The sequence below is a fragment of the Deinococcus humi genome (assembly GCF_014201875.1).
GTDB lineage: Bacteria > Deinococcota > Deinococci > Deinococcales > Deinococcaceae > Deinococcus > Deinococcus humi.
Map to the genome: position 1 here is coordinate 1 of NZ_JACHFL010000007.1, position 22,876 is coordinate 22,876.

Here is a 22,876-nt window from a genome sequence, read left to right on the forward strand (position 1 = left end):
GCTATGACACTGTCGCCGAATTGCGCAAGGCCCTCTACGCGGCCTTAACGGTTCTGGACGCTCAATTTATCTAAAAACTATTCGCGATCTACTTAAGTGCTGGTTGGTTGTTCAGCTGAGAGGTTATTCACAGTCCTTGCCCTTCAGAACTGAACGCAATGGCAATGATCTCAAGTCAATGGCATGACGTTGAGTTTCTGCTTGACAACTTGGATCTAGACCTTCCTCCGGTACTGGGGCAACGCCCTGACGCAGTAATCTCCCTTCCTCAGCGGCTTTTGTGTAATGAAATTGAGACAGTCTCGGAACATGCCTTAAAATCCATCAATCTCTCTTTATCTTGGCAGCATCCCAGTCTCTCTTGACCTTGCCATGCTGAAGGAACCATGCCAACGTCCTCTACACCCGGCGGTCAAGGAGGGCAATCTTCCTCGTCCTCATCGACCGCCGCCCCCTGTGCTCTGGATTTCGCCCGCCTCCTTCACGCCCGGCAGAAGGTGAGGCAAGGAGCTCAAACATATCTGGCCCAACTGCAAACCCAGATCCAGGTGGTGCTGGAACAGCAGGGCTATCAGGACATCAGCCTGCAGCCACTTGAGGGTTCCTCGGCCACGCCTGACGTGGCCGGAAGCGTCATGCTGCTGATCTTGATGCGTCTGCCGCTGGACGGTCTCCAGAGCCCAGTCTTCAAAGTCCAGCTCCCACTGGCCGTAACCCATGGGCGGGAACTGCGGGTGCACGGCGCCCAGATCAATGAGTTCAATGTGCCTGAATCTTTTGTCCATCCTCTAGAACCCGACATTATGCATGTGGCCCAGATGCTCATCCAGGGACTCTCGCAGAGGTACATGGATTATTTGCTTCAGACGGGAGGAGACCCATCTCCCACCACCCGGGCCTGATGCACGGCGGCAGTACTTCGCTGCTCTGGAGTAGATCCGACGCAGATCGACTTATGGCCTAAAGCCTTTTCTCAGAGACAGGGAATGGTTGTTCAAGCCCATTTGCAGGGATGAATATTCTTAACCTGCGTATGGATTTGACAACTTGCAATTGGATTCACGCCGGTCACGGTCGGCTGGCCTGAAGTACAGATCACCGGAGTGGAGTGGTCCTGCCAAGGGATGAAGCCACGGTCCATCCTGGTTCGGCATGTGTACGGGGAGGGGTTGGAGATTGAGAGGAGCCACTTGGATGTATCCTACACAGTGGACCACAAGAAGCTCCCGAAGCCGCTTTATCTCTTTACGAGCAGACCGAAAAAAGGGCTGCATTGTTCCTCAACCTCTATAGTCTGGCAAAAGTTTAAATGGGATTCGCCGTGACATTTCGATGTTGATGTGTAGGCTCAAGGAGGACCAAGCCAAACGCAACCTAATTCTGCGAGCCGTCAATGCCACGCTCTGACAGAAGCTCCACGAAACGTTGGTCAGTTCGGCGTTGACGCAGACGCAAGCCGACGCAGTTGCCCGTTGGTGACATGTTCATCCAGAAAGACCTGCTGAAACTCGACGGGGACACGTCTCACGGTATCGTCGAGCCAATCCGTGGCTTGCCTCAGAACGCTTTGAGTTTCCGGGTTCCCACATGCGAGCAGAACGCGGTAGAGCACCAGCCACGGGCGGGCGGGATCGTCAAAGGGCGCCAGATGTGGCATTCGCATTGCCGCCTCTCTGCTTCGAATCTGCGCTTCTTCGATTCGTCCAAGGGTCAGCAATGTCTGCGCGGATGCGGCGAGAGCACCCGTTTGGAGCTCCGCAGTGCCTTCACTCCGGGCAATCTCCAAAGCCTGCACTGTGAGGTCATGTGCCGCTTCAGGCGTTTGGAGCTCGGCCTGTGCGAGCAGGAGCAACACCCGGACGTTCGGTTCATCAAACTCGACAAGGGCTTCTGAGAGGTGCGCGTACGCCTCACCTGCTCCTTTCTGATCTCCGCGCATTGCCCGCAGTCGGCCTACGTGCAACCATGCCCAGGAGGCCCCACGGTCTCTCGAGTCCGGATGACTTAGCGCCTGTTGCGCCGCCACTTCGCAGGCACCGTAAGCCCCCATGGTCCAGTACAGTTCGGCCATCGTCCGGTGTGTGGATGAGGCATTCTCACCACTCTGTACCTCGTACGCCCTGGCCTGCATGAGCCATTTCAGCGCATCATCGTACTGGCGCAGCCGCATACAGGTGAAGCCCAGCTCTGTCAGATTGGCACGGTGAAGTGTCGGCGCGTATGCCTGTTCCAAACGGCGGTGAAGGTCCAGGCGCAGGCTCAGGGCGCCGCCGAGGTCTCCCCTGCCATAATCGAGTGCGTACGCCAGCCCATGCATTGTCCATACGGTGCGGTAGGCGTCGCCCAAGTGATCGAACCTGGTAATGGCGCGGCGGATCGGCGCCTCAGCCAGAGCAAACTGGTTCAGCCTCAGCCAGGCACCACCAATCGCAGCGTCGTCAAGCGCCAGTTCCATCTCAGTTGCGCCGCGACGATGTGTGAGCTGCTCAATCGTGTTTTCCATTTCTTCCCGTCGGCCCAGGAGAGCCTGTGCCAGGAGGAGCTCACGGTAGAGCGCGGCCTGCACAACATCGGAGGGTAGATTGCTGAGCAGCGCAAGGCCGCGTGTGGCGGCCCGCTGGGCATCGTCTGGACGCCCAACGCCCAGGGCGTGTGCCGCGCGCCTCGCTTGCAGCCGGGCCTGCTGCGTGCTTGTCCGCGCCAGACGATCAAGCCGGTCCAGAATGGGACCAAGGGCCTCAACGTGCTCAGACCGCCACGGGCTCTCCGCAGCCCGGATGAGTGTCTCGAAGGCCGTCTCAACCTCACCGCTCGCTTCGTACATGTCGGCGGCCTGCTCGTAGAACGCCACCGACTCGATGGGGCGTAATCTGGCGAGCGCGGCGTTTGCAGCCTGCTCGAGCAGAGGGGCGGCCTCCTTGAAATTTCCACCGGCCTGCCAGAAGCGTGCCACACGCGCTGGGGCAACGTCTTGTTGTGCAAGCGCTCGTGCTGCGCTGCGGCTGAGGAGTTTTCGCAGCGACGCAGGAATCGACGCCACCACCGCCTCTTGAATCAAGTCATGCGTGAAACGCTCTCCAGCCATCACCTGCGCTTCCTCCAGTTCCTGCCAGGCAGCGGCGACATCCAGCAGTGGCGCGCGGAGCATCTCCGACACCAGCTCGAGGTCGAAGTCACTCTCCAGGACCGCGGCGGCCCGCGCCACCTGGAGCGCCGTGGCAGACAGCCGCGCGAACCGTGAGGAAATCACGGCGTTTGCCGTGGCAGGCATGGGCAGGGACATGGGCATCTCCTCCCCCTGAGCATAGGCTTCGTGAAGGCCCCGAGCCGCCTCCAAGATCAGCAGGGGATTGCCCCCCGTCACTCGCCCCATCTCCGAGGCGAGAGTAGCCGATCCAGGCAGGTCGAGCTGTTCAACAAGGCGCTCGACGTTCCCGCCGTCAAGCGGCGCGACTTCCACCAAGGTCACCAATCCAGCGCCGAGCAGCGTGTCAAGCATGCGCGCCTGCGTCTCCTTAAGCTCCCCCTTGCGGAAAATATGGATGGTCCGGTAAGCCGCATCCAGGCTCCCCCACCCCAGATTGGCAAAGACGAAGCCGCCAGCCTCGATAGAGGCTTCGTCCATGAACTGCAGATCATCAAAGACCATGGCGCTCAGGCCCCGCCGCACTGCGCTGCCAATCATCTCCACCTTCGCATTCCAGAAGCGCAATTTCTGTTCTTGCGATTCAAGAGGCGCAGGGTCACCATTCAATTCGGGCAGGAGCCGCGAGAGCTCGTCGCGCACCCACGGCTTGAGCTCAAGGTCCGGGTACGCTTCGATGACCTGCCGGAACGTCCGGGCGTGCGTCGCGTACGGCAGCCCTGTATCTCCTGGCCGACCTTCGAAGCGCATCCCGCCCCCATGCGCATCGAGGAAATCCAGGGCGAGTCTGGTCTTGCCGACGCCCGGCTCACCGCTCAGGATGATGCCGCGCCCACGCGCCCACGCATCTTCCATGACGGCCCATTCACGTTCACGGCCGACCAGCGTCGGCGGACGGAGCACGCTTAGCGGTAGGCGAGTTCGGCGCCGTCCAATTGTCGCGATCTTCCCGCCGCGCTCCACCTCTCGCGCAACCTCCAGCGTCTCTGGTGTGGGCTCGGCTCTGAATTCGCGCCACAGCACTACGCGACACCGCTCGAATGCGGCTAGGGCGGCACCCCGGTCGCCGGAAAGGTAGTGCAGCCGGATCAGGCGACGGTAGCCTTCTTCGGAAACTGGCACAGCGTCGACGAGCCTTTGCGTTACTGTGAGTGCCAGGGGGTAGTCGCCTGCCGCCTCGTGATGCCCAGCCAAACGCTCGAGGGCATCGGTATACGTCGCCGCAAGCCGCTCGCGCCATGCCAGCAGCCAGTCGGCCAGTTCAGGGCGCCCATCGAACTCCACACCTTCTAGCAAATTTGGCATGGAGATTGCCGCGTCCAGACTGGACCCGGCAGTCTCCATGAACTCGTGGACGTCAACCTGAACTGTATCGTGAAGTCGAACGATGTCAGACGAGGAAATTAGTTCCCCACCGTGGGCCCGCACCATACGCCTTAGAAGATGAACGAGGTTATTACGCGCGGCACTTTCCAAGGTCTCGGGCCACAGCAAGCCCGCCAGACGCGACCGGGTGGTGGGGCCTTCGAGGGCCACATAGGTCAGCAGGGCCAGCAGGTTCTTTTCTGGATGGATTGATGGACCATCCGGGCGGTGGAGGAGCGGCGCGCCAAGCAGATTCAGCCGCCAGGAGGGACGAGACGTCATGTGTCTCCAGAATAACGGACCTGATAGGTGGGCGTCAGCGCAAACCCTGTAGGCACGGCATCATGCAAATACCATCCAGCATGCACGACATTTTCGAAACGGACCTTGGCTACGTCCGGTCTAAAGGAGTTCGCTATGACAGAATGTCAAACAGTTCAGTTGGCGCGAGACCACGGACGGGTATATATCCTGCGTGTCTGGCGCGATGGAGACAAGGTTACATCACCGTGGCGTGCAACGTTGCGGGAGAGCACGAGAGCTGAACCACGACATTTCACAAGCATTGACGACTGTATGGAATTCTTGTACAGCCTCATGTTGCGCGTCTGAATGGCACTGACGCCGAAAGGTCCAAGCGGACTTTCCCATAAACTCTCAGGAGACACCCCACGGGGGAGCGCAACCAGCGCACGAATGAGTCAGTACGTATAGCCCAAGGAAAACAGCCGATGAGAGAGGTCCTCCGAGGCAACCGTCCTCGGAAGGTCAGCAATAGAGTACCAGCTGTCCACCGCATTTTCCCGTCCTGATAGGTTGGTGCTTTATTGCCGTGAGAGGCGGCAACCACTGTTCATATGACCTGCATTCATACGATAGATCTGTATCCGGCGGTGCTGGACGAAATCCTGTACGGCACGAAGTTTCTTTGAAGGAGAGTTGAATTTCAGGACAAGCTCGTCTGCTGTTCATACCGGTATGAACAGCAGATCACAACTGCCTCAGCATGGGGAGATGACTTCACAAAAGACTGAGAAAGATGCGTCGCCGTCGTGCAGTTCGGACCCCTTACAATTTCCGGATTTGAGAAGCTAAGCGTCTCCTCTACTTAGAAATCATTGACGAATCAATCGCCTCCAGAAGGATAGGCTAGAAGTTCGAAGCCTCAGCAGACTGTTGGTGAGCATGCTGAGCTACCCCATAACGTCTGAGACCATTGGGGTTGCGGGCCTGATCGGCCTGCAGCCCCAAATACTCAAATTAGGGCCAGCTGAGGCGAAGAATTGACCTCAAACGCCATCTTGAAGAGACCAACACGCTCCGAAGCAGGAAGCACTGGGATCGCAGACAGATTCTTTGCAGATAAGGGTAGTCACACTGACCACAGCTCAGGATGCCGCCGCAAGCCTTCACCTTTGGCAGGACCGAAGCAACTCGAACTGACTCCGAATTAAAAGCTTTAGGGCTTGAGGGCTTCTTTCAATGTTTCGGGCATTTGTTCCAACCAGCGGTCCAGTGCTTTTTGCTGCCTGACGTCGAGCTGTCCGATCCAGCGCGTGGAGCTGAGCGCCCGGGCTATCTGCCTGATCCTAAACTGATGGGAAGAGGCGGTCTGAGCCTTCAGTGTTTTAATGGCCTGACGAAGCTCCTCACGGCTTGAGCCATTCTTAGCTTGTTCGAGCAGGTCCGCTTGGGCTTCAGGTGGGGCTGTGACGATGACGCCAGCGACCGTGAAAGGGAGACCTGTCCGGACGGCAGTGAGGATGGCAGGAGGCCAGTTGAGGATCCTGAGCTTGTTCTTGGCAAAGTAGGTCCACGTTTCGCCAAGCACCTGAAAAAGACCTTCAATTTGCGCGTGATCGTCACCCGGCGGCTCCCGAAGCATTTGCAGCAGACGGGAGCGGGCCTCGCCAGGCGTGACGCCCAGCGTCAGGGCCACCAACGCCAGCTTGGCATCCACCTCATCGACTGCGTTAAGGTCTTCGCGCTGCAGGTTTTCAATCAGGGCCAGCTGCTGCGCTTCCTCCAGCGTAAGCTCCCGGACCAGGACAGGCACCTCTTGAAGACCAGCCTGCTGCGCAGCGCGCCACCGCCGCTCTCCCGCCACGATCTCGTAACTCTCGCCGACGGGCCGCACGAGTAGAGGTTGAAGCACACCCCGTTCACGAATGCTGATGGTCAGCTGCTCAAGCCTGACAGGATCAAAGGCGCGTCTGGGCTGGCCGGCGCCAGGACTCAGCAGTGTGACTGGCAGAGACGTCACTTCCCTTGTGGCTGGCCGCCCTGCCTCTGCGGCCAGCGTGAGGAGACCTGCCAACTTACTGACATCACGTTTGGGACGGGTCATACGGTGGTCTCCACGTAGGGCAGGTCGAGGACCTCGGCTATCTGCCGAGTCAGCTGACGGACGTCCTCGGCCACCTTGCTTTTGGGCGCGAAAGCGCTGACGGGAATTCCAGCGAGTCCGCTGTCCATCCAGATCGATTCACGTTGCGGCAAGGGGTCGGCAACTGGAGACAGCTGAGTGCGAATCAACTCAAGCATGTCCCGGTCATGGCCACGCCGGGCGTCATACATGGTAGGCACATACAGGGCCACGTGCAGGTTGGGGCGTAAGCCGTGATACATGTTCATGACCGCGCTCAATCCAGGCAGAGCATTGATGCCTTTATTGCGTGTAGGAATGGGGACGATCAATGTATCCGAGGCCAGGGCACCGAGCGCGGCCAATTTTCCAACGCTGGGTGGGCTGTCGATCAGCACAACGTCATAGCGGTCCTGAATGGGTTGGAGGACTTGGTGAAGGGAGAGTTCGGCCGCAATTCTTCCGGGCATGATGGCCTCGGCCAGTGCCAGATCGACCCGCGAGGGAATCAAATCCAGGCCATGAACGTGGCGGGGCTGCGGAAGCGGACGTCCCTCCGTTGCGACAGGATGGACCGTTTCGCTGAGCTCAGCGTCCTCGACGCCCAACCAGGTGGTCAGATTCGCCTGCGGATCGAGGTCGATGAGCAGCACGCGCAGGCCTGAATGGGCCAGCTCGTACCCCGCATTCAGGGTGATACTGGTCTTTCCAGCACCGCCAGCGTGGTTAAAGAGGGTTGCGGTTTTCATCGACCTTCAGGGTAGCGTGTCCAGGCGTTCATACCGGTATGAACAGCGGCTTCAGATCCCACCTGACCGGGGAGCCCGTAAGCTACAGGACAGCAATCGCTGTGCTTTCACCAGAGAGAGCACCACAGGATGGTGCCTGGACATCCTTCGACATTGGTAGTTCCACCTGAAATAACGACGCCCAAGACAGCACAGAGGCGCGGCATTCAATTCACCATCAGCCTAGTGGGGTACACCCCCGCGGCGTGATCACCGCTAAGGATCAAAGCTCAGCAATCATGTCCACGCGATCCACCCCTGGACCGCAGCCGTCCGGGGTGCGCCGCACTTCCCTGAATCCCAACCGCGCATAGAACGGCGCCGTGCTCTGGCTCGTGTCCAGCGCGGCCTGTGTGTAATCCAAAGCGCGCAACCGCGCCAGACGCGCTCTGGCCAGCAACGTCCCGATTCCTTGCCGCTGTCGCTCTGGGTGAACCATCCCCCATGCAAAACCTGCTGGACGCTGCATCTCCTGACTGAACCACACCCCTCCGCAAGCCTCCACGCCGCAGGAGCCTTCCACCACCAGATACTCACCAGGGCCATCTTCACCATCCAGCCACGCCTCGAATTCCGAGCGTTCATGCGGCAGGAAAGACTCAGGGGTATTGGCATCAAAAAGAACCAGGCAGGCGGCGCGGTCCTCAGGGCGGTAGGCACGAATTCTCGGGGTCATACGCCCATCATGACCGCCTCTCGCATTCAGCTCCCCGCCATCTCAGGAAAAGGATGCCTTAGTCATCTCGACGTCCAGCTCAATACTTTCGATTTGCCGACCCAGAGGTCTTCACTGCCCCTGCAGGCCGTTACTCCTACGATTCGCCGAGCCGTGAACGAAGCGCCAGTCTCTGTCCCTACCGCGATGCACACAAAATGTCCGTTCCTGCTGATCGGCTGCCCCTTGGCATTCATAGCCTTGAGCTACCTTGTCAATTCGATCTTTGAATCGCGGACACAATTCTTAAAGCTCACTGCGGTTGGCGGCGGTACCACTTGACGAAGGGTGTTGCGGTCATACCGTGTAACGCAATGGACGCGCACACCACCAAGCTGCCCACCACCCACACCGTGGGTTCCTGGGTATATCGCAAAGCAACCATCGCGTAGAACAGGGCGGAAACGCCCACCGGACCGAACCAGCCAAGAAACACCACGTCACGCGATTTCCTCTGCTGGGGCAGGGCACGCCGAAGCGCAAACACCCACGGGAGGCGGCGCAGCACCAGGATCGCCAGCACCAGAAGGAGCCCTGTCCATCATAGGGCGAGCCACTCCGCGACAGGTGCCAGCAGGCCGAACAGCACGAAGATCGGAATGGAGAAGAACTGGTTCACAGCCTCCTGCACCTTATGCTCCTTTGCTCGTCGGGAGCCGCCGACAATCCGATCAAACGCTACACCCGCCACGAATACAGCCAGGACACCGTTCATGCCGAGCAACTTCACGCCGCCAAGAACCAGCAAGGCCAGCGCGATCGTCGTGGATAGAAACGATGGTTGCTCAATGAGCTGTCTGCGCTCGCACCACAGCAGCAGTCGGCCAGCGCCATGTCCAAGAAGGACGCCGATCAGGATCCCACCCACGATTTCTCTCAGGAGCGATGTCGTCAGCCAGTGCTCCAGGGCCGATCCCGTGGGGTTGAGCAGCAACAGGATCGGCAGGTACACCAGCAGGAACGCCAGTCTATCATTGATGCTGGACTCGGCAGACAACAGATGCCGGGCGTCTTCGGGAAGGGTAGACTTGGCCGCTTCACCTGTCACGAGCGAAGACGCAACGACTGGATCGGTGGGCGTGACAATCGCACCGATGAGCAGAGCCACGAGAATGGGGACGTTCAGCATCAAGAAAGCGAGCAGGCTACTCGTGAGCCACATCAAGGACATCACGATGCCAAGCAATACGGCCAATGGACGCCACGAACGCGCAGTGTACGCCCGAGGAAGCCGCAAGGCCACGGTCATCAGCCCAATTGCGAGGGTCAGACGCGAGGCTTCCTCCAGTATGGTTTCCTGTTATCCCCACTCTGCTGGATCAAGGACGTCCAAGCCTGATGGACCAAGCAGAATACCGAGCGTCAGAGCCAGCAGCGGCATGGACAGCAACGAGCGGTTCTTGATGTAGGCTGAAAAAAATCCCAGGAGCAGGACGCTTCCGCCCAAGACGACGAGCGTGAGGTTGAGATCACGCATGCCATGACTTCCCGTCACCCGTGCCGTCCTTCAAGGAACCGGGGCGCACTTCGTTTCGTGGAGTCTTGTTCATCCCTCTATCTTGTAGAACTGGGCGCCAGAGCACATGATACGGTGACATGTGTTGTCTTCAGGCTCAGGAACCACAGATCTGAACTTTTCCTATCCTGTAGGAGATCAGAAGTGTTGAGCAAATTGAATGACTGATCGCCCGTGGGCTCTCCGTTGGAAAGCAGGAGACGGAATGTCTCGTCTGTAGCCTGCCGCCGATCAACCGGGCGAGGATATCTCCTAGTGTGGATGCGCCGCCTGTCTGCCGTTTCCCAGGGCGAACCTTCAACATGGGCGTCACGGTGGTTGACGTAAAGAACAGTTTCGACAATCACCGCGCTGCAATTACAATGCGGAAAACCCGGCAGTTGGTGTGTCCGCAAGTATCAAAATCCAATTGGGCCGGATCGGTGACTAAGCCTTCAATAACGACGCGCAGCACGGGCGCGTCCTAAGCTGGTTTGTCTCTGGCGTGTTCTGCACGTTGCGTAAAGCTTTGCCGCGCACGCGCGATATCCTCTCGATAACGCTCAGCCCAGAGCCACACCCCGCAAAAGGCCGAGCTCAGATTGCGCCCCAGCTCGGTTAATTCGTAATCCACTTTTGGAGGAATGACCGGGTAGACCGTGCGCGTCAACAGGCCGTCAGCTTCCATCTGACGCAGGGTCTTGGTTAGCATCTTCTGGCTGATGCCGCCCACCAGTTCGCCCAGTTGGGTAAACCGAAGGCGACCACCCTCCTCCAACGTTTCCAGAATCAGCATGGTCCATTTGTCGGCCACCCGCCCGATGATCTCGCGCACCAGGACGTCCAACTCGGGGTCTGTCTGGTCGGATGGAGCGACATGGTCGCCCGCAGAGCCTACTTTTTCGTTTGTCACAAGACACTCTCCTTTGGGTACGTATAGCACTTTAAGGTGCTTACTTCCCAATCAACCGAGATGAGCCTACCATCACGTCAAGGAGAACCCCATGCAAATGACAGGCAACACCATGGTGATTACAGGCGGCAATTCGGGCATCGGGCGAGCACTGGCGACAGCGTTCAAGGAACTCGGCAATACGGTCATCATCACAGGCCGCAATCAAAAGACGCTAGATGAAACCGTGGCCGCCCACCCCGGCATGAAAGCGGTGGCGCTTGACGTTAATAACGAGACCGATGTACGTCGTGTGGCGGCCCGACTCATGGAGGAGTATCCAGCGCTCAATACCGTGATTCACAACGCGGGCATCATGCAGGAAGAAGATCTGAAATCGGGTGAAACTGCTGCGGCTGTTTTGCAGATCACCACCAATCTCCTCGGCCCCATTCTGTTCAATTCAGCCTTGCTGCCTCATTTACTCAAGCAGCCGAACGCCACCATTTTGACTGTGTCCTCGGGGCTTGCCTTCGTGCCGCTGTCGCTCAATCCAACGTACAGCGCCACCAAGGCAGCCATCCATGCCTATACCCAGGCCATGCGCTACCAACTGGCAGACACCCCTGTTCAGGTCATCGAACTGGTGCCCCCCTATGTGCGGACAGGTTTACAGGGAGAGCGGCAGGCCAATGACCCCCACGCCATGCCGCTGGACGAGTATGTTGCTGAGACGATGAAACTTCTGCGCCAACAGCCGGAGGCTGAGGAAGTGCTCGTAGAACGGGTTCAACCGCAGCGTTTTGCGGAAAAGAGCGGCGAATACGCCGCCTTTTTCCAGCGCATGAACGACACGCTGACAACGGCACGCAAGTCGTAGGCTCGCCTGTAAAGACGCCAGTATACAGCTTCACGCTCAATGAGGGGACATAACAGGCGAGTAAGGGAGCGGGCTTGCGAATGTCAGTGCCAGCGGCGGACAGCTGTATGATCGGACGACTGCTCCGCCACATCCTGCCAGACAGCTCACCAAAATTTGGGCGTGCGACACAATGACCGTGGAGAGTACGGCCGATGCACTGGCCCAGCGTGAAAACCAATGAAACCCAGCGCCCCACCACGTTCCTTGTGGAGAATTGAACTTTGACCCACCGGCCCAAGAAGATAGGGCAGGCCGAGGCTTCGGCGAGGAGGTCCAGCGATGAGCAGAAACCAGGCACAGTGCCAGGGTAGGGGAGACCGTCCGGACAGAATCCACGATGGACGAGACGCGTGATGCCTGCCCCAGCGGACAAGCACGGGGTGGTTGTCGTGCGCAGCTCACATCCCCCCACGGTAACTGTGGACCGTCTTGAAGCTTTGCTGCACAGCAAGCAATTCAGGATATTCGCACGAATTGATCAAGCACTGGAAGCCGCGCAGGTCGGATTGATCCTTCGTCCGACCATCCTGTTGTTATTCGGCGACCCTCGCAGCGGAACAGCCTTGATGCAGGCGTCGACGACGGCCGCGCTCGACCTGCCTCTCAGGATCGTTGCGTGGCAGGATGACCAGCAACAGTCGTGGGTGACGTATGACGATCCAGCGTACCTGGGCTACCGGCATCAACTGCCAGACTCCCTGGTGGCCAAGATCAACGGCATTCACTCGCTGGTCGAGGTGGCCACCGCCCACTGAGTGGGCTTATAGCGAGGGGCTGTGGATGTGCCTGACGCTCCGGCAGCACCCTGACATCTGATTGCCTGTTGCCTAACTCTCATGCTGCCCGACCTGACCACCTGTATATGCTGGGCTCCCAGAACGGCGAAGGACTCCTGTCAAAGCAGGATTCTCGCCGTCACCTATGGTCGTGAACGGACACATTCCTGCGCGAGTCCATGAAGACGTGGCGCCTCTATATGTGATTTATGGCGGCTTTGCAAGATTTCCCCTATCAGAAACACAGTCAGAGTCTGATGTGGTTCCAACGAAAGGTGCGTTAGGGTCAGTGGGGTTACCCACCGAGTGTGGCCGGCCGTCGATGAGGAAGGTGCCGTGCTGGACATATCCCTGCTGACCCTGGACGGTCAGCGCAAGATCTCAGCAGAACTGCCCCTCCGTTTCCAAAGCCGGCGGGAGCACTGTCCATTGGGCTTCAAACAATGACCGTAAGCTCGGGAGTGGCTCGCTTTGTCTGCCTAAATCCCGAATCTTGACCATACCCTGTTCAACTGTTGCCACCTTTGCTGCGCTTCACGAGCCGCATGAGGCCATCCAGCAGACACGCTGCTTCACAGTCTGTCTGCTGGAGCGCTTGGCTTGCCGAAGTCAAGTTGATGGAGCCCAGCGAACCTCAGAAGGAACGGGGCACACGTGCTGCGCCCAACTCCCCAGCGCCGTCCAACTTGCAAGGAGCTGATGAGACCTCAGCAACATGCAGAGGTCTGGACCGCTTCGAGCATCAGCTTTCAGGGCAGCTCTCTCCCCACCGAACGGCCTTCGCAGGACGGTTGGCCGGACAAGCTCCGATGCGAGCATGAATCACGCGGCAGCGCGTTCGAGACGGGATTCACTGAAGTTGCCATGGTCGTGCCACGCCGCCCCAACTACCTTTCGATTGTCGCGCTCCTCCACTCTCGAAAGGACAACCCCTATGATTCAAGCTCGATCCTTCCTGTTACCCGCCCTCCTAGTCGCCCTCAATTCTGGGGGCGCCTCCGCTGCGGCTGTGCCCTCAAATCTCGTCGGCGAATGGTTCACCGGCCGTCAGTACGACGCCGCCGTCTACACCACGAATTTCGCTCAGGCCAGCTCGAATTCGACGCGCCTCCTGCTTAATCCGGACAGCTCTTACGTTTTCACGCGCTTCTCTTCCACTCAGGTCGCGTCCTCCTTCGGGTTCAGCGGCTATCCAATCACGTGTCAGATGATGGACGCATTGATTGAACGTGGCCGCTTCACGGTGCAGGGAGGCAGGCTCACGTTCAAGCCGTCAAGCACCGAGAAACACATCGCATACTCGCCCTCGAATCTCAATCAGGGCTGCCAGCGGTATTCGGCCACGAAGAAAACAAGTTCCGGTGGGGAGGTGGAGACGGTGCCCTGGACGGTCGGCGCAGGCGTGCTCACCCTCTCGTCCGGACAGGAGGCCGTGAACTATGTGCGCCGCGCCCCCTCTCCGAAGCCCACACCAATCGACACGGGGCTCGACTCCTCGATTCGGGGGGAGTGGCACCTTGGACAGATTTTGAGGCCGGAGGACTATGATCCCGCGAAGACCAACTGGACCGAGGCGGACAGGACGAGCGTCATCGTCAAACTGAACGCGAATTTCACCTACGAGCGCACGAGCCTCGTTGTGGAGCGGGCATACGGCTGCAACCCGAAACGCCTGGTGACCGAGAAGGGCAAGGTTGCCGAGAAGAACCGCGTGCTGACCTTCACGCCTACGTCAAGCACGATGGTGAAACTCGGATGCGAAAGTCGCAGGACGACAACCACCAGAAACGATGTCAAGCCGTACCAGGAATCGTATGAGGTTCGCATCGGTGTCGTTGGGAATCAGGCCCTGATGCTCACGGCGGGCGGCGAGAATTTGTATTTTTCGCGTCCTGCGGAAATGACATCGGGGACTGCAACCTCCGGACTGAATGGTCCGACACCATCCTCCGCGCCGTCGCTCTCCTCCCCGCGCCCGCTCGCGAAATGGACGGCGAGCGGGACCTGGGACGCGGTGGTCCTGGTTGAGGGCGTGACGCACCGCGTGGGCGTGACGCTTGAGGACGATTCGCCGCGCATTCTCGGCTTCGGCAGTGGCCCGGTGAAGTTTGCGCTCGGCGATAGTGCCGCAGGCAGCATGAATATTGGGCTGGAGCTAGAGGAAGGCACGTTCGAGTTGAAGGCTCAGGGGCGCTTCGACGGTGACAAGTACGTGGGCGAGGGGGTGTGGCTGCACGACGGGAAAGCGGTTGGGCACGGCACCCTCACGATGTCAAGGCGCTGAATATGGCGTGTTCACCTGCCGACAAGGAGAAACCGAATGACTGAGCGAGGAATGTTCAAAATCGGCCTGCTGAGTCTCGCGTTGTGCGGCTTCGGCACGCTGGCGAGCGCGCAGGGGACCGCGTCACCGAAAAGCGCTGTGGCGACGCGTGGCGACTTCACCGTCAAGGCCGCCGCCGCAAGCAGCCGCAGTATTACCCTGTCCTGGTCCCTGGGAGGAACGGCCGCCGGATTCGCGGTCGAGCGTATTGCGGAGGGCGGTCAGCCATACACCCATCTCGCCGCCCTGCAAAGCTCCGCCCGCACCTTCACCGACACGGGTCTGCAGCCAGGTCGGACCTACGGCTACCGCGTGCAGACGTATGTGGACGGAACGCCGCTGGCCCTCGAGGTCTTCGCAATCACCCTGCCGGAAACCTCCAGTGGCGGCGGCGCACCCGGAGGCCCCAGTGGCGGCGCCTCAGGTGGTCCCTCCTCAGCGCCAGGTGCGCCGAGTGGTTCCCCGCCCGGCGATCTGAACTCCGCCATCGCCTTTAAGGCATTCAGTGACGGGGAAGTGCTGCCTCCGAGCAAGAACGAGCGTGAAACCCTGTCTGGCTTCAGACGGATCGCGTGCGCGACCATCCCCGCCGCGAGCGTTCCCGATCTCGCGGTGGCCGAGCGAAACGTGCGCGACTTCGTGAAACAGCGGCTCGGCGCAGCGGTCGTGAACGAACTCGGAAATCTGCCCTCATGGCGCGACCCCGACGCTGCGAAAGCAGTCGCCGCCACTGCCGTGGCGACTCGCGAACTTCCGAAAGCGGCCCTCGCGTTCCTCACGGCGGCGCGCCTCGAGCCGACCAATCCAGACCACCTCGTGAATGCGGCAGGTGTCCTGAACTCACTGCGACTGCCAAACGAGGCGCTGACCCTGCTGAATCTCGCGGAGAAGCTCAAGTTCGAGAATGCACCGATGGGCGTGCCCATGTCGGCCATTGCCCTCAACAACCGTGCGCACGCCCTGAACCTGCTGGGGCGCTACGCTGACGCCGAAAGCAAGCTGCGTGCTGCCTTAAAGACGGCGCCGTACCTGTCGGAGGCGAATTCGAACCTTGTGGTGTCGCTTTGGTGCCGGGGTGATGTGGAAGGGGCAATCAAAGCACAGCGCGCCAGCCTGCGCCGCACGCCCGACGCGTCGGCGGGGGTCAGGGACGTTCCGACCGGTCGAGATCCCGCCAAGCCCGACCTGTCTCCCGAGGAGATGCCGTACCGCCGCGAGGCGGGGCAGCCGTTTGACATGAGCGGCGGGCACGGCTGGGACCTGCCGCGCCTCAAGATGCCGACCTCGTGGCACGAGGCGATGGCATGGGGTCCGACGTACGACAAGTTCATACAGATCGACAGGCAAAGGGGAGCGAGCGGACCGAACCCTCCGAGTGATGCGGACGACGCGCCCGTGACGAAGCGGCGACGCGCCCAGATTCTTGAGGCGATCGGGAGCGCGGTGTTTGAGCCCGGACTTCGGCCACTGTTCAATGCCCTGACCGACACCGCGAGAGCAGTGGACCGGCAGTGGACGCGTGGCGAGCCGTTCGAGGATTTCGACATCGAGGGTGAGGAGGCGCGCCTCGCTGAATGCCGCCGCCGCTTCGACGCGTGGATCCTCGGGGTGCATCCTGCGCTCGTGACCTTCGACAACGCGACGGCGCGGTTCGCGGATGCACACGCGAAGATCGTTTCCGCCCTGATCGCCAACGAGGGAGATCCCGAGCTGCGGCGCGTATGGGCGCACCGAGAACAGGAGTATCTCAAGGGCCTGTTCTATAACCTGTCGTACAAGGCCTATCGCGTTTCTCAGACGGCCGACGGAGTAAAGCACTGCTTCGAGGGCCAGCCGCGCCGTGAGGCCGAACCGCTCCCCGAGCCAGTTTTCGATGAGGTGCCGCATGAGACGACGTGTAGGGCGATGCTCGGCGGAGCCAAGTTTGTCCTCAAGCTCGAAATTCTCGACGTCGGGATCAGTTGCAGCAAGTTCGAACTCAAGGGCAGTTCGCCGACCGGTGCCATTGTGACGATGTCCGCGCCGTTCCTGTACAACGCACCCCTCACTCTGTTCGTCGGGGTAGAAGCAAAGAAAAAGGCTCCCCTGAACCTTGCGACCCTCGATGCCCGCACTGGCATTGCCCTTATGGTCGGACGCGACGGCATCCAAGACGTGGCGTGGCAGGCGTCTGTCGGCCTCAAAGCAGGTCTGACCTTCGTCCTTGGGAAGAACGCGAAGGGCGATACGACGGAGGCCTCAACGCTGGAGGTCGGCACCCGCGCGGGCATCTCGATCGGGGTGGCATCGGGGGTCCAGTTCGAGACGCCCAAAATGCCCTGAAGCGATCCAGGACGAGGGATCAGTCCTTATTAACTGATCCCTCGTCTCCTTTCGCGGCGCGTAACACAGCGTGAGACGTGAGGGATCGCGGTCCAGGTGGACCGGCAACAGTGTTCACGAAATAATTTTGCTTACCAAGGCTTGAAGACCTGGGCGCTCAATTTGGGCTGGCTGTGCGTGATGACTCCCAGATCCGTAAGGGCCTCCACACCGTTCACGTCGGTCACGAATCTGGCTCGGCATGTAGAAGTTGACAGAGACTCCAGACACCCCATTCCTGCGCCCGCTTGCAGTCGACGTGGTGTGCCCCTGGGCGCCGGCACCTTGCGACGTGCCCCGAGTCTCTGCCAGCCGGGCACAACGTGCACATGACAGTCGACAATCTGCATTTTAGAAGGGATCGCCTCTGCCTGATGGGCTGCGCCCTCGCCACGTGGGGCTATGTCGAGGCGAGGGCGCGCCCTTCGGCACGGCGACAACACGAACCCGCGCTCTGAGAGAAGCGCGAGGTGGGTGCGCTCAGACCACTACGTCACGCGCAGGACAGACTGCAGGTGGTCCGTGCCCGCGAGCGGTCAACGACTCACGCAAAGCCTGCGGGCCGGCGGACAATTCTGCTCCCCTCCGGCCGCGGGCGTCTGACGCACCCAATGTCTCTGGATCAAGGCAAGGTGCGGCGGTCTTCCAGGAGGCGCTGGACCGCCGCGACGATAAGGTCGGGCTGATCGAAGCCAATAAAGTGCCCGCTGTCGTTCGCGCTGACGAGGGTGCCGCGTGAAGATGCAGCCGCGTACTCGACGGCCAGGGACCAGTGGTCCCGCCGCCAGCGGGCCAGCATCGCGGGAGAACCGTCCACGCCGAATTGCCGGGCCGTGGCAGCGTCCATGCCGTTGGTGCGCGTCAGAACCGCTATTGGCAGGGCGCCCAGCGTCCCGGTGGGGACAGCATCTGAGCCTCGCGATGTCGCCGCCCGCACGTCAAGGTGCTCGGGGTGCTGCGCGATCAAGCGCGCTTCACGCTCGGCGTTCGGGGGAAAGAGCCACGCGAGGCGTTGACGTTCGTCGGGATGTGTGGCGTCCACGAGCACCAGCCCGGCCACACGTGAGCCATGGGCACGCGCGTACTCGAACGCGATCAATCCGCCGACAGAATGCCCGACGAGCACGACGGGCTGATCAGGGCTGAGCGTGCTCAGCAAGGTGTGCAAGTCGTTCACGGCGTCGGTGAGGGTACGGGGAGTGGCATCGGGTAGGTCACCGCTGCTGCCGAGTCCCGGGCGGTCATACACGCACGTGCGTGTGATGGCAGCGAGGGCAGGCTGGACGGGCTGTCTCGCGCCGAACGGCGGACGCCACATCACCGCCGCCTGCATCTCCTCAGGTGGCGGCGCCACCCAGGACACGGCGGGGACGCCCTGACCGGCCACCAGCACGACGATCGGTTGTCCGGTGTGCGCCGCCCCGTCACAGCGCACGGCGAGGTTCGCACCGTTCACGCTCACGAGGGTTGCATCCGGCAGTGGAAGCTTGGATGGATCGCCCACGGGTTGAGCGTTCGTCAAGGAGGAGCAGGCGAGGGCAATTCCGAGCAGCATTGACAGTCGTTTCATGCCAATACGGTAGAGGCACCCCCGTGGCAAGACCATGGCAGGTCAACGCACCCGTTCTGGCGTTTGCAGATCTCCTCGTGAAGGCCACAGGCCAGGGGACCGCGCGTGCCCGCGTGGAACTCGGCGCTTGGGCCCGTGCGGCTCACGAATCCAGGCGTGGCCATCGGGCCCGTGTCAGTGCCTCGGACCCGATGGCGATTTTGAGGCATGAAACGCGGCCGGGTGACGTCTGACGCCGTATACGCCTCCCAAACTCCAAAACGGTCGTCAGGAAGCTGGCCAAAGTTGGACCGCGAGCACCTGTCCACGAGCGGCGAGAGCTTCGTCACTTCCGCGCACGGTCTGATCGAAGCCGCCATGCTCGTGTCTCCGAATAGGCGCGGAAGCCGCCCACCGGGTGTGTGACGCTCGGGTTCCAGGCGAGTGTGCAGACTCACCACGAACGGCTGAGCGGCCTTCCAGCCTATATGTAAGGCTAAGACAGAGCGCTCAAGGCCATCACGTCCGCCTCAATGCTGCGCCGCCAGCCGCAGCCACAAGGCGGCTACGCGTGGGTTTTCTTCCATGCGACGCGCCTGGGCGAAACTTGTGGATTGGTTCCCGGGGGACTTCCAGCGCGCGCATTGTGGACGCGCGGCCCCCAGGTCGAACAGAAGCGTGGACGATCAACCGGGCACGCTTCGGGGCAGGCCTGGCAGGGCGCCCAGCAAGCTCCGCACACGCCCATGCGTTGGGTGATCCTGCAGGAAGGCCTGCCGATGCTCTTCGGGCACGCGGTTCACGGCCTCCTCTATCCAAGCGGCCGCGGCGATCAGGGGTGCTGCCGCGTTCGGGTCGCAGAGGGCACTGAGCACCCGGTGATGTGCCAGCAGAGGCCGCGCATAATCTTCGCGCGAGGCATGTTCAGGCAGTCGCTGAACCGCCGAGGTGCTGTGTGGAAGGGCTGCATGGGCGCCCTCCTGCTCAAGCAGGCGTTCGGCCAGTATGGTGAGCGCGAGTGTCAGGAGATCCGCGTGGTCGTGCCGACGCGCCAGTTCCACGCCCTTGCGTGCCAGCTCCACAGCGTCGGACCCTCCCAGCTCGGCGCGTGCGAGCAGGAGACGGCCGCGCGAGTAGGTCAAGTTGGTGTGATCGAGCGCTTTGGAAGCCCGTGCAAAACACGCCCGGGCCTGCTCGACGTTTCCCGCATGGGCGGCCAGCAGCCCTTTGAACAACCAGGGAACTTGCTGCCCCGGATCGGTTGAGTTGGGCTCCGCGAGCGCCGTGTCGAGGGAAGCCTCACATGCATCGAAGGCACCGAGTGCCCAGTACACGTCGGCGAACGCGCGGTGCAGGGGTCCGGTGGGTTCGCCTGAGCCACGTGCGAGGTCAAGTGCATGCATGAGCGCCTCAAGGGCCGCCCCGTACGCGCGCAGCCGCGTGAGCAGCGTTCCCTGCCGCACCCTGTTCACGGTACGCAGCGAGGGCGAGACCGCGTCATGGGCCAGGCGCTCGTCAAGCCCACAGCGCAGCGTCAGCGCACGGTCGAAGTGCTGGACGGTCTCGAAGTAACTGGCGAGGCTGTGGGTGGTCCAGGCCGCCTGGTACGACGCGCCCTCCGCTTCAAAGGCGGAGAGGGCGCGCTCAAGGAGTGGCCCTGCAAGCGCGTGTTGCTCAACGCGCATTAAAGCGAACGCGACGGCGAGCACACCCTGTGCGCGTGGCTCGGCGGGCAGCGCATCGTGCGCAGTCAAGACTTGTTCGGTGAGTTCAAGCGTCTCGTCGGTCTTGAACTGCGATGCCCGCGCGAGCATCAGTTCACGCAGCAGGGTGGCGCGCACGTGCCTATCCCCAGGTCCGTCGTCGAAAAGGCGCAGTCCGGCAAGCGCAGCCTCTTCGGCCTGTGGACCCTGATGGTGGGCATTGAGGCGGGTGGCGCTCACGGCGAGGGCACGCGCACGTTGTGCGTTTGTACGCGCAGCGTCAGACAGGCGCCGTGCAAGGTCCTCGACAAGGGCGATATGCTCGAAGCGCCACGTGCCTTCCAGGGCGGTCGCGCGCGCGTTAAACGCAGCGTCTGTCTCATCGAGCGCGTCGTAGGCGCGAGCCGCTTCCTCGAAGAAGCCCACGGCCTCACGTGACCGCAACGCCGCCAGGGCCTCACGTGCCGCGCGAAGATACGCCAGTGCCGCTTCTTTCAGGTCTCCGCCAAGCTGCCAGTGATGGGCGACGCGCGCGGCGCTCTCCGCCTGACGGCTCAGGACACGCGCCGCGCTGCGATGAAGCAGGCGGCCGACGGCTGCCGGAAGACCACGCTGCACCGACTCGAAGATCAAATCGTGTGCGAATCGCTCACCCGACATGATCTGCGCGGCTTCCAGTTCTTCCCAGTATTCGGCGACAGACAGGAGCGGCGCATTTAGCACATCCGCCACCAGTTCGAGGTGAACGTCGCGTTGCAGCACGCTCGCCGCGCGCGCAACCTGCAGGGCGCCCGGCGACAGGCGTGACAGGCGGCGCTCGATGATCTGCCCCACTTTTTCTGGAATCGGCAAGGTGCCGACCTCACGCGTCAGGTCTACGCGCGCTTCAAGCAGGTGCCGCACCATCTCCAGCAGAAACAGGGGATTGCCACCTGCAAAGTGCACGACGCGCTTTTCCAGCGAGGCAGGGACATCCACTTGCTGCAGCAGCGCGATTGCCTCGGCCACTCTCAGCGGTTTAAGGGCGATCCGGGAGGTACGTCCAGCGTCTTCAAGGCGTTGTACGTGAGCCCTCAATGCCTCCGGAAGTTCTCCGCTGCGCACCGTACAGGCCAGGCGCGGCAGGTCCTCACGCTCGACCGGTGAGAGGGACGCAAACAGGATGAAGACCGCGTCCAAGGAAGCGGCATCGGCAAAATGCAGGTCCTCAAGCACCACGAGCCTCACGTCACGCGTCACCTGGTCAAACAGAGCGCGAATGGCGGCGTGCAGGTGGGCCTCCATGGGCTCGAGGTCCTCTATTTCGTCGGGAAACACGTCCGGCACCATTCGCCCAAGGGCCCGGCGCGCCCATCCCTCGAGATGCACCGCTGGCTGCGCGCGACACCACGCACGCAGCGCGCGCCCAAGCGTCGCATACGGGACAAGGCTGTCTCCCGGACGGGCTTCCATCCACGCCGTGCGTCCCCTACCGGCTGCAAACTCCTGGATGAGGCGCGATTTGCCCACACCGGCCTCACCGCTCAGCAGCACGACGAGCCCGTCGTGCCACGCGCGGTCCAGGCGTCTGAGCGCGTCATCGCGGCCAACGAAGGTGGGCGGACGCAGCACGGCGAGCGGAAGGCGCGGCGGCGCTTCCACGGCGCGTTCGACGAGCGCACCCCGATCGATTTCACCCGCAAGTCGCAATGTCTCGGGCATGGGTTCGAGTCCGAGCTCACGTGCGAGAAGTTGCCGACAACGCTCGTAGGCGCGCAGCGCGGCGGGGCGATCACCGTGCAGATAGTACAGACGCATCAGCCGCCGGTAACCCTCCTCGGACAGCACGTCAAGAGCGACCAGTTGCTCCGTGACGTGAATCGCGTCAAGCAACTGTCCTGCCTCTTCGTGGGCCTCTGAAGCGCGCAGAAGTTGGGTCACCCGTGCCGCGTGGAAGCGCTCGCGCCATGCGAGCAGCCATTCCTCGATGTGCGGCGCGTCATCGAAGTTCACGCCTTTCAGGAAGATTCCGACGGGCACACTGTCAGCATTGTCGGTGAATGTGCCCTCATGCTGCCACGCGCCCAGGTCCGTGGTGACCACGCTTCCGAGTGCCAGGGTTTCCTGACCGACGACGAGCGCCGCCTCGTACGTTTTCGTGATCCGGCGCAGCAGATGCACGAGATTGTTTCTCGCTGCACTCGTCACGGTGTCTGGCCATAACAGCGCCGCGATGTGCGCTCGCGACGTCGGGCCTTCGACTGCGAGGTACGCCAGCAACGCGAGCGTCTTTCGCTCACAGCGCGCCTCTGATCCGCCCAGCCTGCGCAAGCCCGGCGTGCCAAAGAGTGTGAGCTGCCAGGTCGGAGATGCGCTCATCGCATTGCATCGTAGCAAAGTGCGTTCTGGCGCACGGGTAAACCGTGACAGAACGCCTGGGGACCTGAATGCCATGCCGCTGTGGACATCAGCATGAAGCTGCTGGCGTGGTCGGGAAA

General features: G+C 61.3%; 13 protein-coding genes and 1 pseudogene. 5 read left to right on the top strand and 9 right to left on the bottom strand.

Going from position 1 to position 22,876, the window contains the following annotated elements; genetic code table 11:
• Positions 1–386: 386 nt before the first annotated feature.
• On the top strand, positions 387–902 hold the full coding sequence (locus HNQ08_RS13875; RefSeq protein ID WP_229790070.1) for a hypothetical protein: 516 nt from the start codon (positions 387–389) through the stop codon (positions 900–902).
• 527 nt (positions 903–1,429) lie between these two features.
• Here HNQ08_RS13875 and HNQ08_RS13880 read toward each other — a convergent pair.
• The 7 genes and pseudogenes from HNQ08_RS13880 to HNQ08_RS13905 form a co-directional block, all read right to left on the bottom strand.
• A complete protein-coding gene (locus tag HNQ08_RS13880; RefSeq protein WP_184133236.1) occupies positions 1,430–4,792 on the bottom strand; it encodes an ATP-binding protein in 3,363 nt (1,120 codons plus the stop codon).
• Between the two features lie 1,177 nt (positions 4,793–5,969).
• Positions 5,970–6,857, bottom strand: coding sequence for a ParB/RepB/Spo0J family partition protein (locus HNQ08_RS13885; protein ID WP_184133240.1), 888 nt, complete (start codon positions 6,855–6,857; stop codon positions 5,970–5,972).
• A complete protein-coding gene (locus HNQ08_RS13890; protein ID WP_184133243.1) occupies positions 6,854–7,624 on the bottom strand; it encodes a ParA family protein in 771 nt (256 codons plus the stop codon). The genes HNQ08_RS13885 and HNQ08_RS13890 overlap by 4 nt, the downstream gene beginning before the upstream one ends.
• 262 nt (positions 7,625–7,886) lie before the next feature.
• Positions 7,887–8,339, bottom strand: coding sequence for a GNAT family N-acetyltransferase (locus HNQ08_RS13895; RefSeq protein ID WP_184133246.1), 453 nt, complete (start codon positions 8,337–8,339; stop codon positions 7,887–7,889).
• 292 nt (positions 8,340–8,631) lie between these two features.
• Positions 8,632–9,669 (bottom strand): annotated as a pseudogene (locus HNQ08_RS27135) (cation:proton antiporter domain-containing protein).
• A 9-nt stretch (positions 9,670–9,678) separates the two neighbouring features.
• The gene (locus tag HNQ08_RS27140; protein WP_221284200.1) at positions 9,679–9,855 is read right to left on the bottom strand and encodes a hypothetical protein; all 177 of its coding nucleotides are present in this window, start codon (positions 9,853–9,855) and stop codon (positions 9,679–9,681) included.
• Positions 9,856–10,357: 502 nt separating this feature from the next.
• Entirely contained in the window at positions 10,358–10,786 is a 429-nt protein-coding gene (locus tag HNQ08_RS13905; protein ID WP_184133248.1) for a winged helix-turn-helix transcriptional regulator, read from the bottom strand.
• 91 nt (positions 10,787–10,877) lie between these two features.
• Between HNQ08_RS13905 and HNQ08_RS13910 the strand changes: the two genes are divergently transcribed.
• From HNQ08_RS13910 to HNQ08_RS13925, 4 genes are all read left to right on the top strand, one after another.
• Positions 10,878–11,645 (top strand): SDR family oxidoreductase, encoded by a 768-nt coding sequence (locus tag HNQ08_RS13910; RefSeq protein ID WP_184133251.1) that lies wholly within the window; start codon positions 10,878–10,880, stop codon positions 11,643–11,645.
• A 395-nt stretch (positions 11,646–12,040) separates the two neighbouring features.
• On the top strand, positions 12,041–12,442 hold the full coding sequence (locus tag HNQ08_RS13915; protein ID WP_229790071.1) for a DUF302 domain-containing protein: 402 nt from the start codon (positions 12,041–12,043) through the stop codon (positions 12,440–12,442).
• Positions 12,443–13,472: 1,030 nt separating this feature from the next.
• Positions 13,473–14,747 carry a hypothetical protein gene (locus HNQ08_RS13920; protein ID WP_184133258.1) on the top strand — a complete coding sequence of 425 codons (1,275 nt, stop codon included), beginning with the start codon at positions 13,473–13,475 and terminating at the stop codon, positions 14,745–14,747.
• A 36-nt stretch (positions 14,748–14,783) separates the two neighbouring features.
• Entirely contained in the window at positions 14,784–17,108 is a 2,325-nt protein-coding gene (locus HNQ08_RS13925; protein ID WP_184133261.1) for a fibronectin type III domain-containing protein, read from the top strand.
• Positions 17,109–17,769: 661 nt separating this feature from the next.
• On the opposite strand, the gene HNQ08_RS13930 is transcribed toward HNQ08_RS13925, so the two are convergent.
• Positions 17,770–18,717, bottom strand: coding sequence for an alpha/beta fold hydrolase (locus tag HNQ08_RS13930; protein ID WP_184133264.1), 948 nt, complete (start codon positions 18,715–18,717; stop codon positions 17,770–17,772).
• A gap of 665 nt (positions 18,718–19,382) precedes the next feature.
• Positions 19,383–22,757, bottom strand: coding sequence for an ATP-binding protein (locus tag HNQ08_RS13935; RefSeq protein WP_184133267.1), 3,375 nt, complete (start codon positions 22,755–22,757; stop codon positions 19,383–19,385).
• Positions 22,758–22,876: the final 119 nt, after the last annotated feature.

What these genes read in the sequence shown, in the direction of transcription:
- HNQ08_RS13875 (WP_229790070.1), top strand. Translation starts at nt 387, where the DNA reads ATGCCAACGTCCTCTACACCCGGCGGTCAAGGAGGGCAATCTTCCTCG.
- HNQ08_RS13880 (WP_184133236.1), bottom strand. Translation starts at nt 4,792, where the DNA reads ATGACGTCTCGTCCCTCCTGGCGGCTGAATCTGCTTGGCGCGCCGCTC.
- HNQ08_RS13885 (WP_184133240.1), bottom strand. Translation starts at nt 6,857, where the DNA reads ATGACCCGTCCCAAACGTGATGTCAGTAAGTTGGCAGGTCTCCTCACG.
- HNQ08_RS13890 (WP_184133243.1), bottom strand. Translation starts at nt 7,624, where the DNA reads ATGAAAACCGCAACCCTCTTTAACCACGCTGGCGGTGCTGGAAAGACC.
- HNQ08_RS13895 (WP_184133246.1), bottom strand. Translation starts at nt 8,339, where the DNA reads ATGACCCCGAGAATTCGTGCCTACCGCCCTGAGGACCGCGCCGCCTGC.
- HNQ08_RS27140 (WP_221284200.1), bottom strand. Translation starts at nt 9,855, where the DNA reads ATGCGTGATCTCAACCTCACGCTCGTCGTCTTGGGCGGAAGCGTCCTG.
- HNQ08_RS13910 (WP_184133251.1), top strand. Translation starts at nt 10,878, where the DNA reads ATGCAAATGACAGGCAACACCATGGTGATTACAGGCGGCAATTCGGGC.
- HNQ08_RS13915 (WP_229790071.1), top strand. Translation starts at nt 12,041, where the DNA reads ATGCCTGCCCCAGCGGACAAGCACGGGGTGGTTGTCGTGCGCAGCTCA.
- HNQ08_RS13925 (WP_184133261.1), top strand. Translation starts at nt 14,784, where the DNA reads ATGACTGAGCGAGGAATGTTCAAAATCGGCCTGCTGAGTCTCGCGTTG.
- HNQ08_RS13930 (WP_184133264.1), bottom strand. Translation starts at nt 18,717, where the DNA reads ATGAAACGACTGTCAATGCTGCTCGGAATTGCCCTCGCCTGCTCCTCC.
- HNQ08_RS13935 (WP_184133267.1), bottom strand. Translation starts at nt 22,757, where the DNA reads ATGAGCGCATCTCCGACCTGGCAGCTCACACTCTTTGGCACGCCGGGC.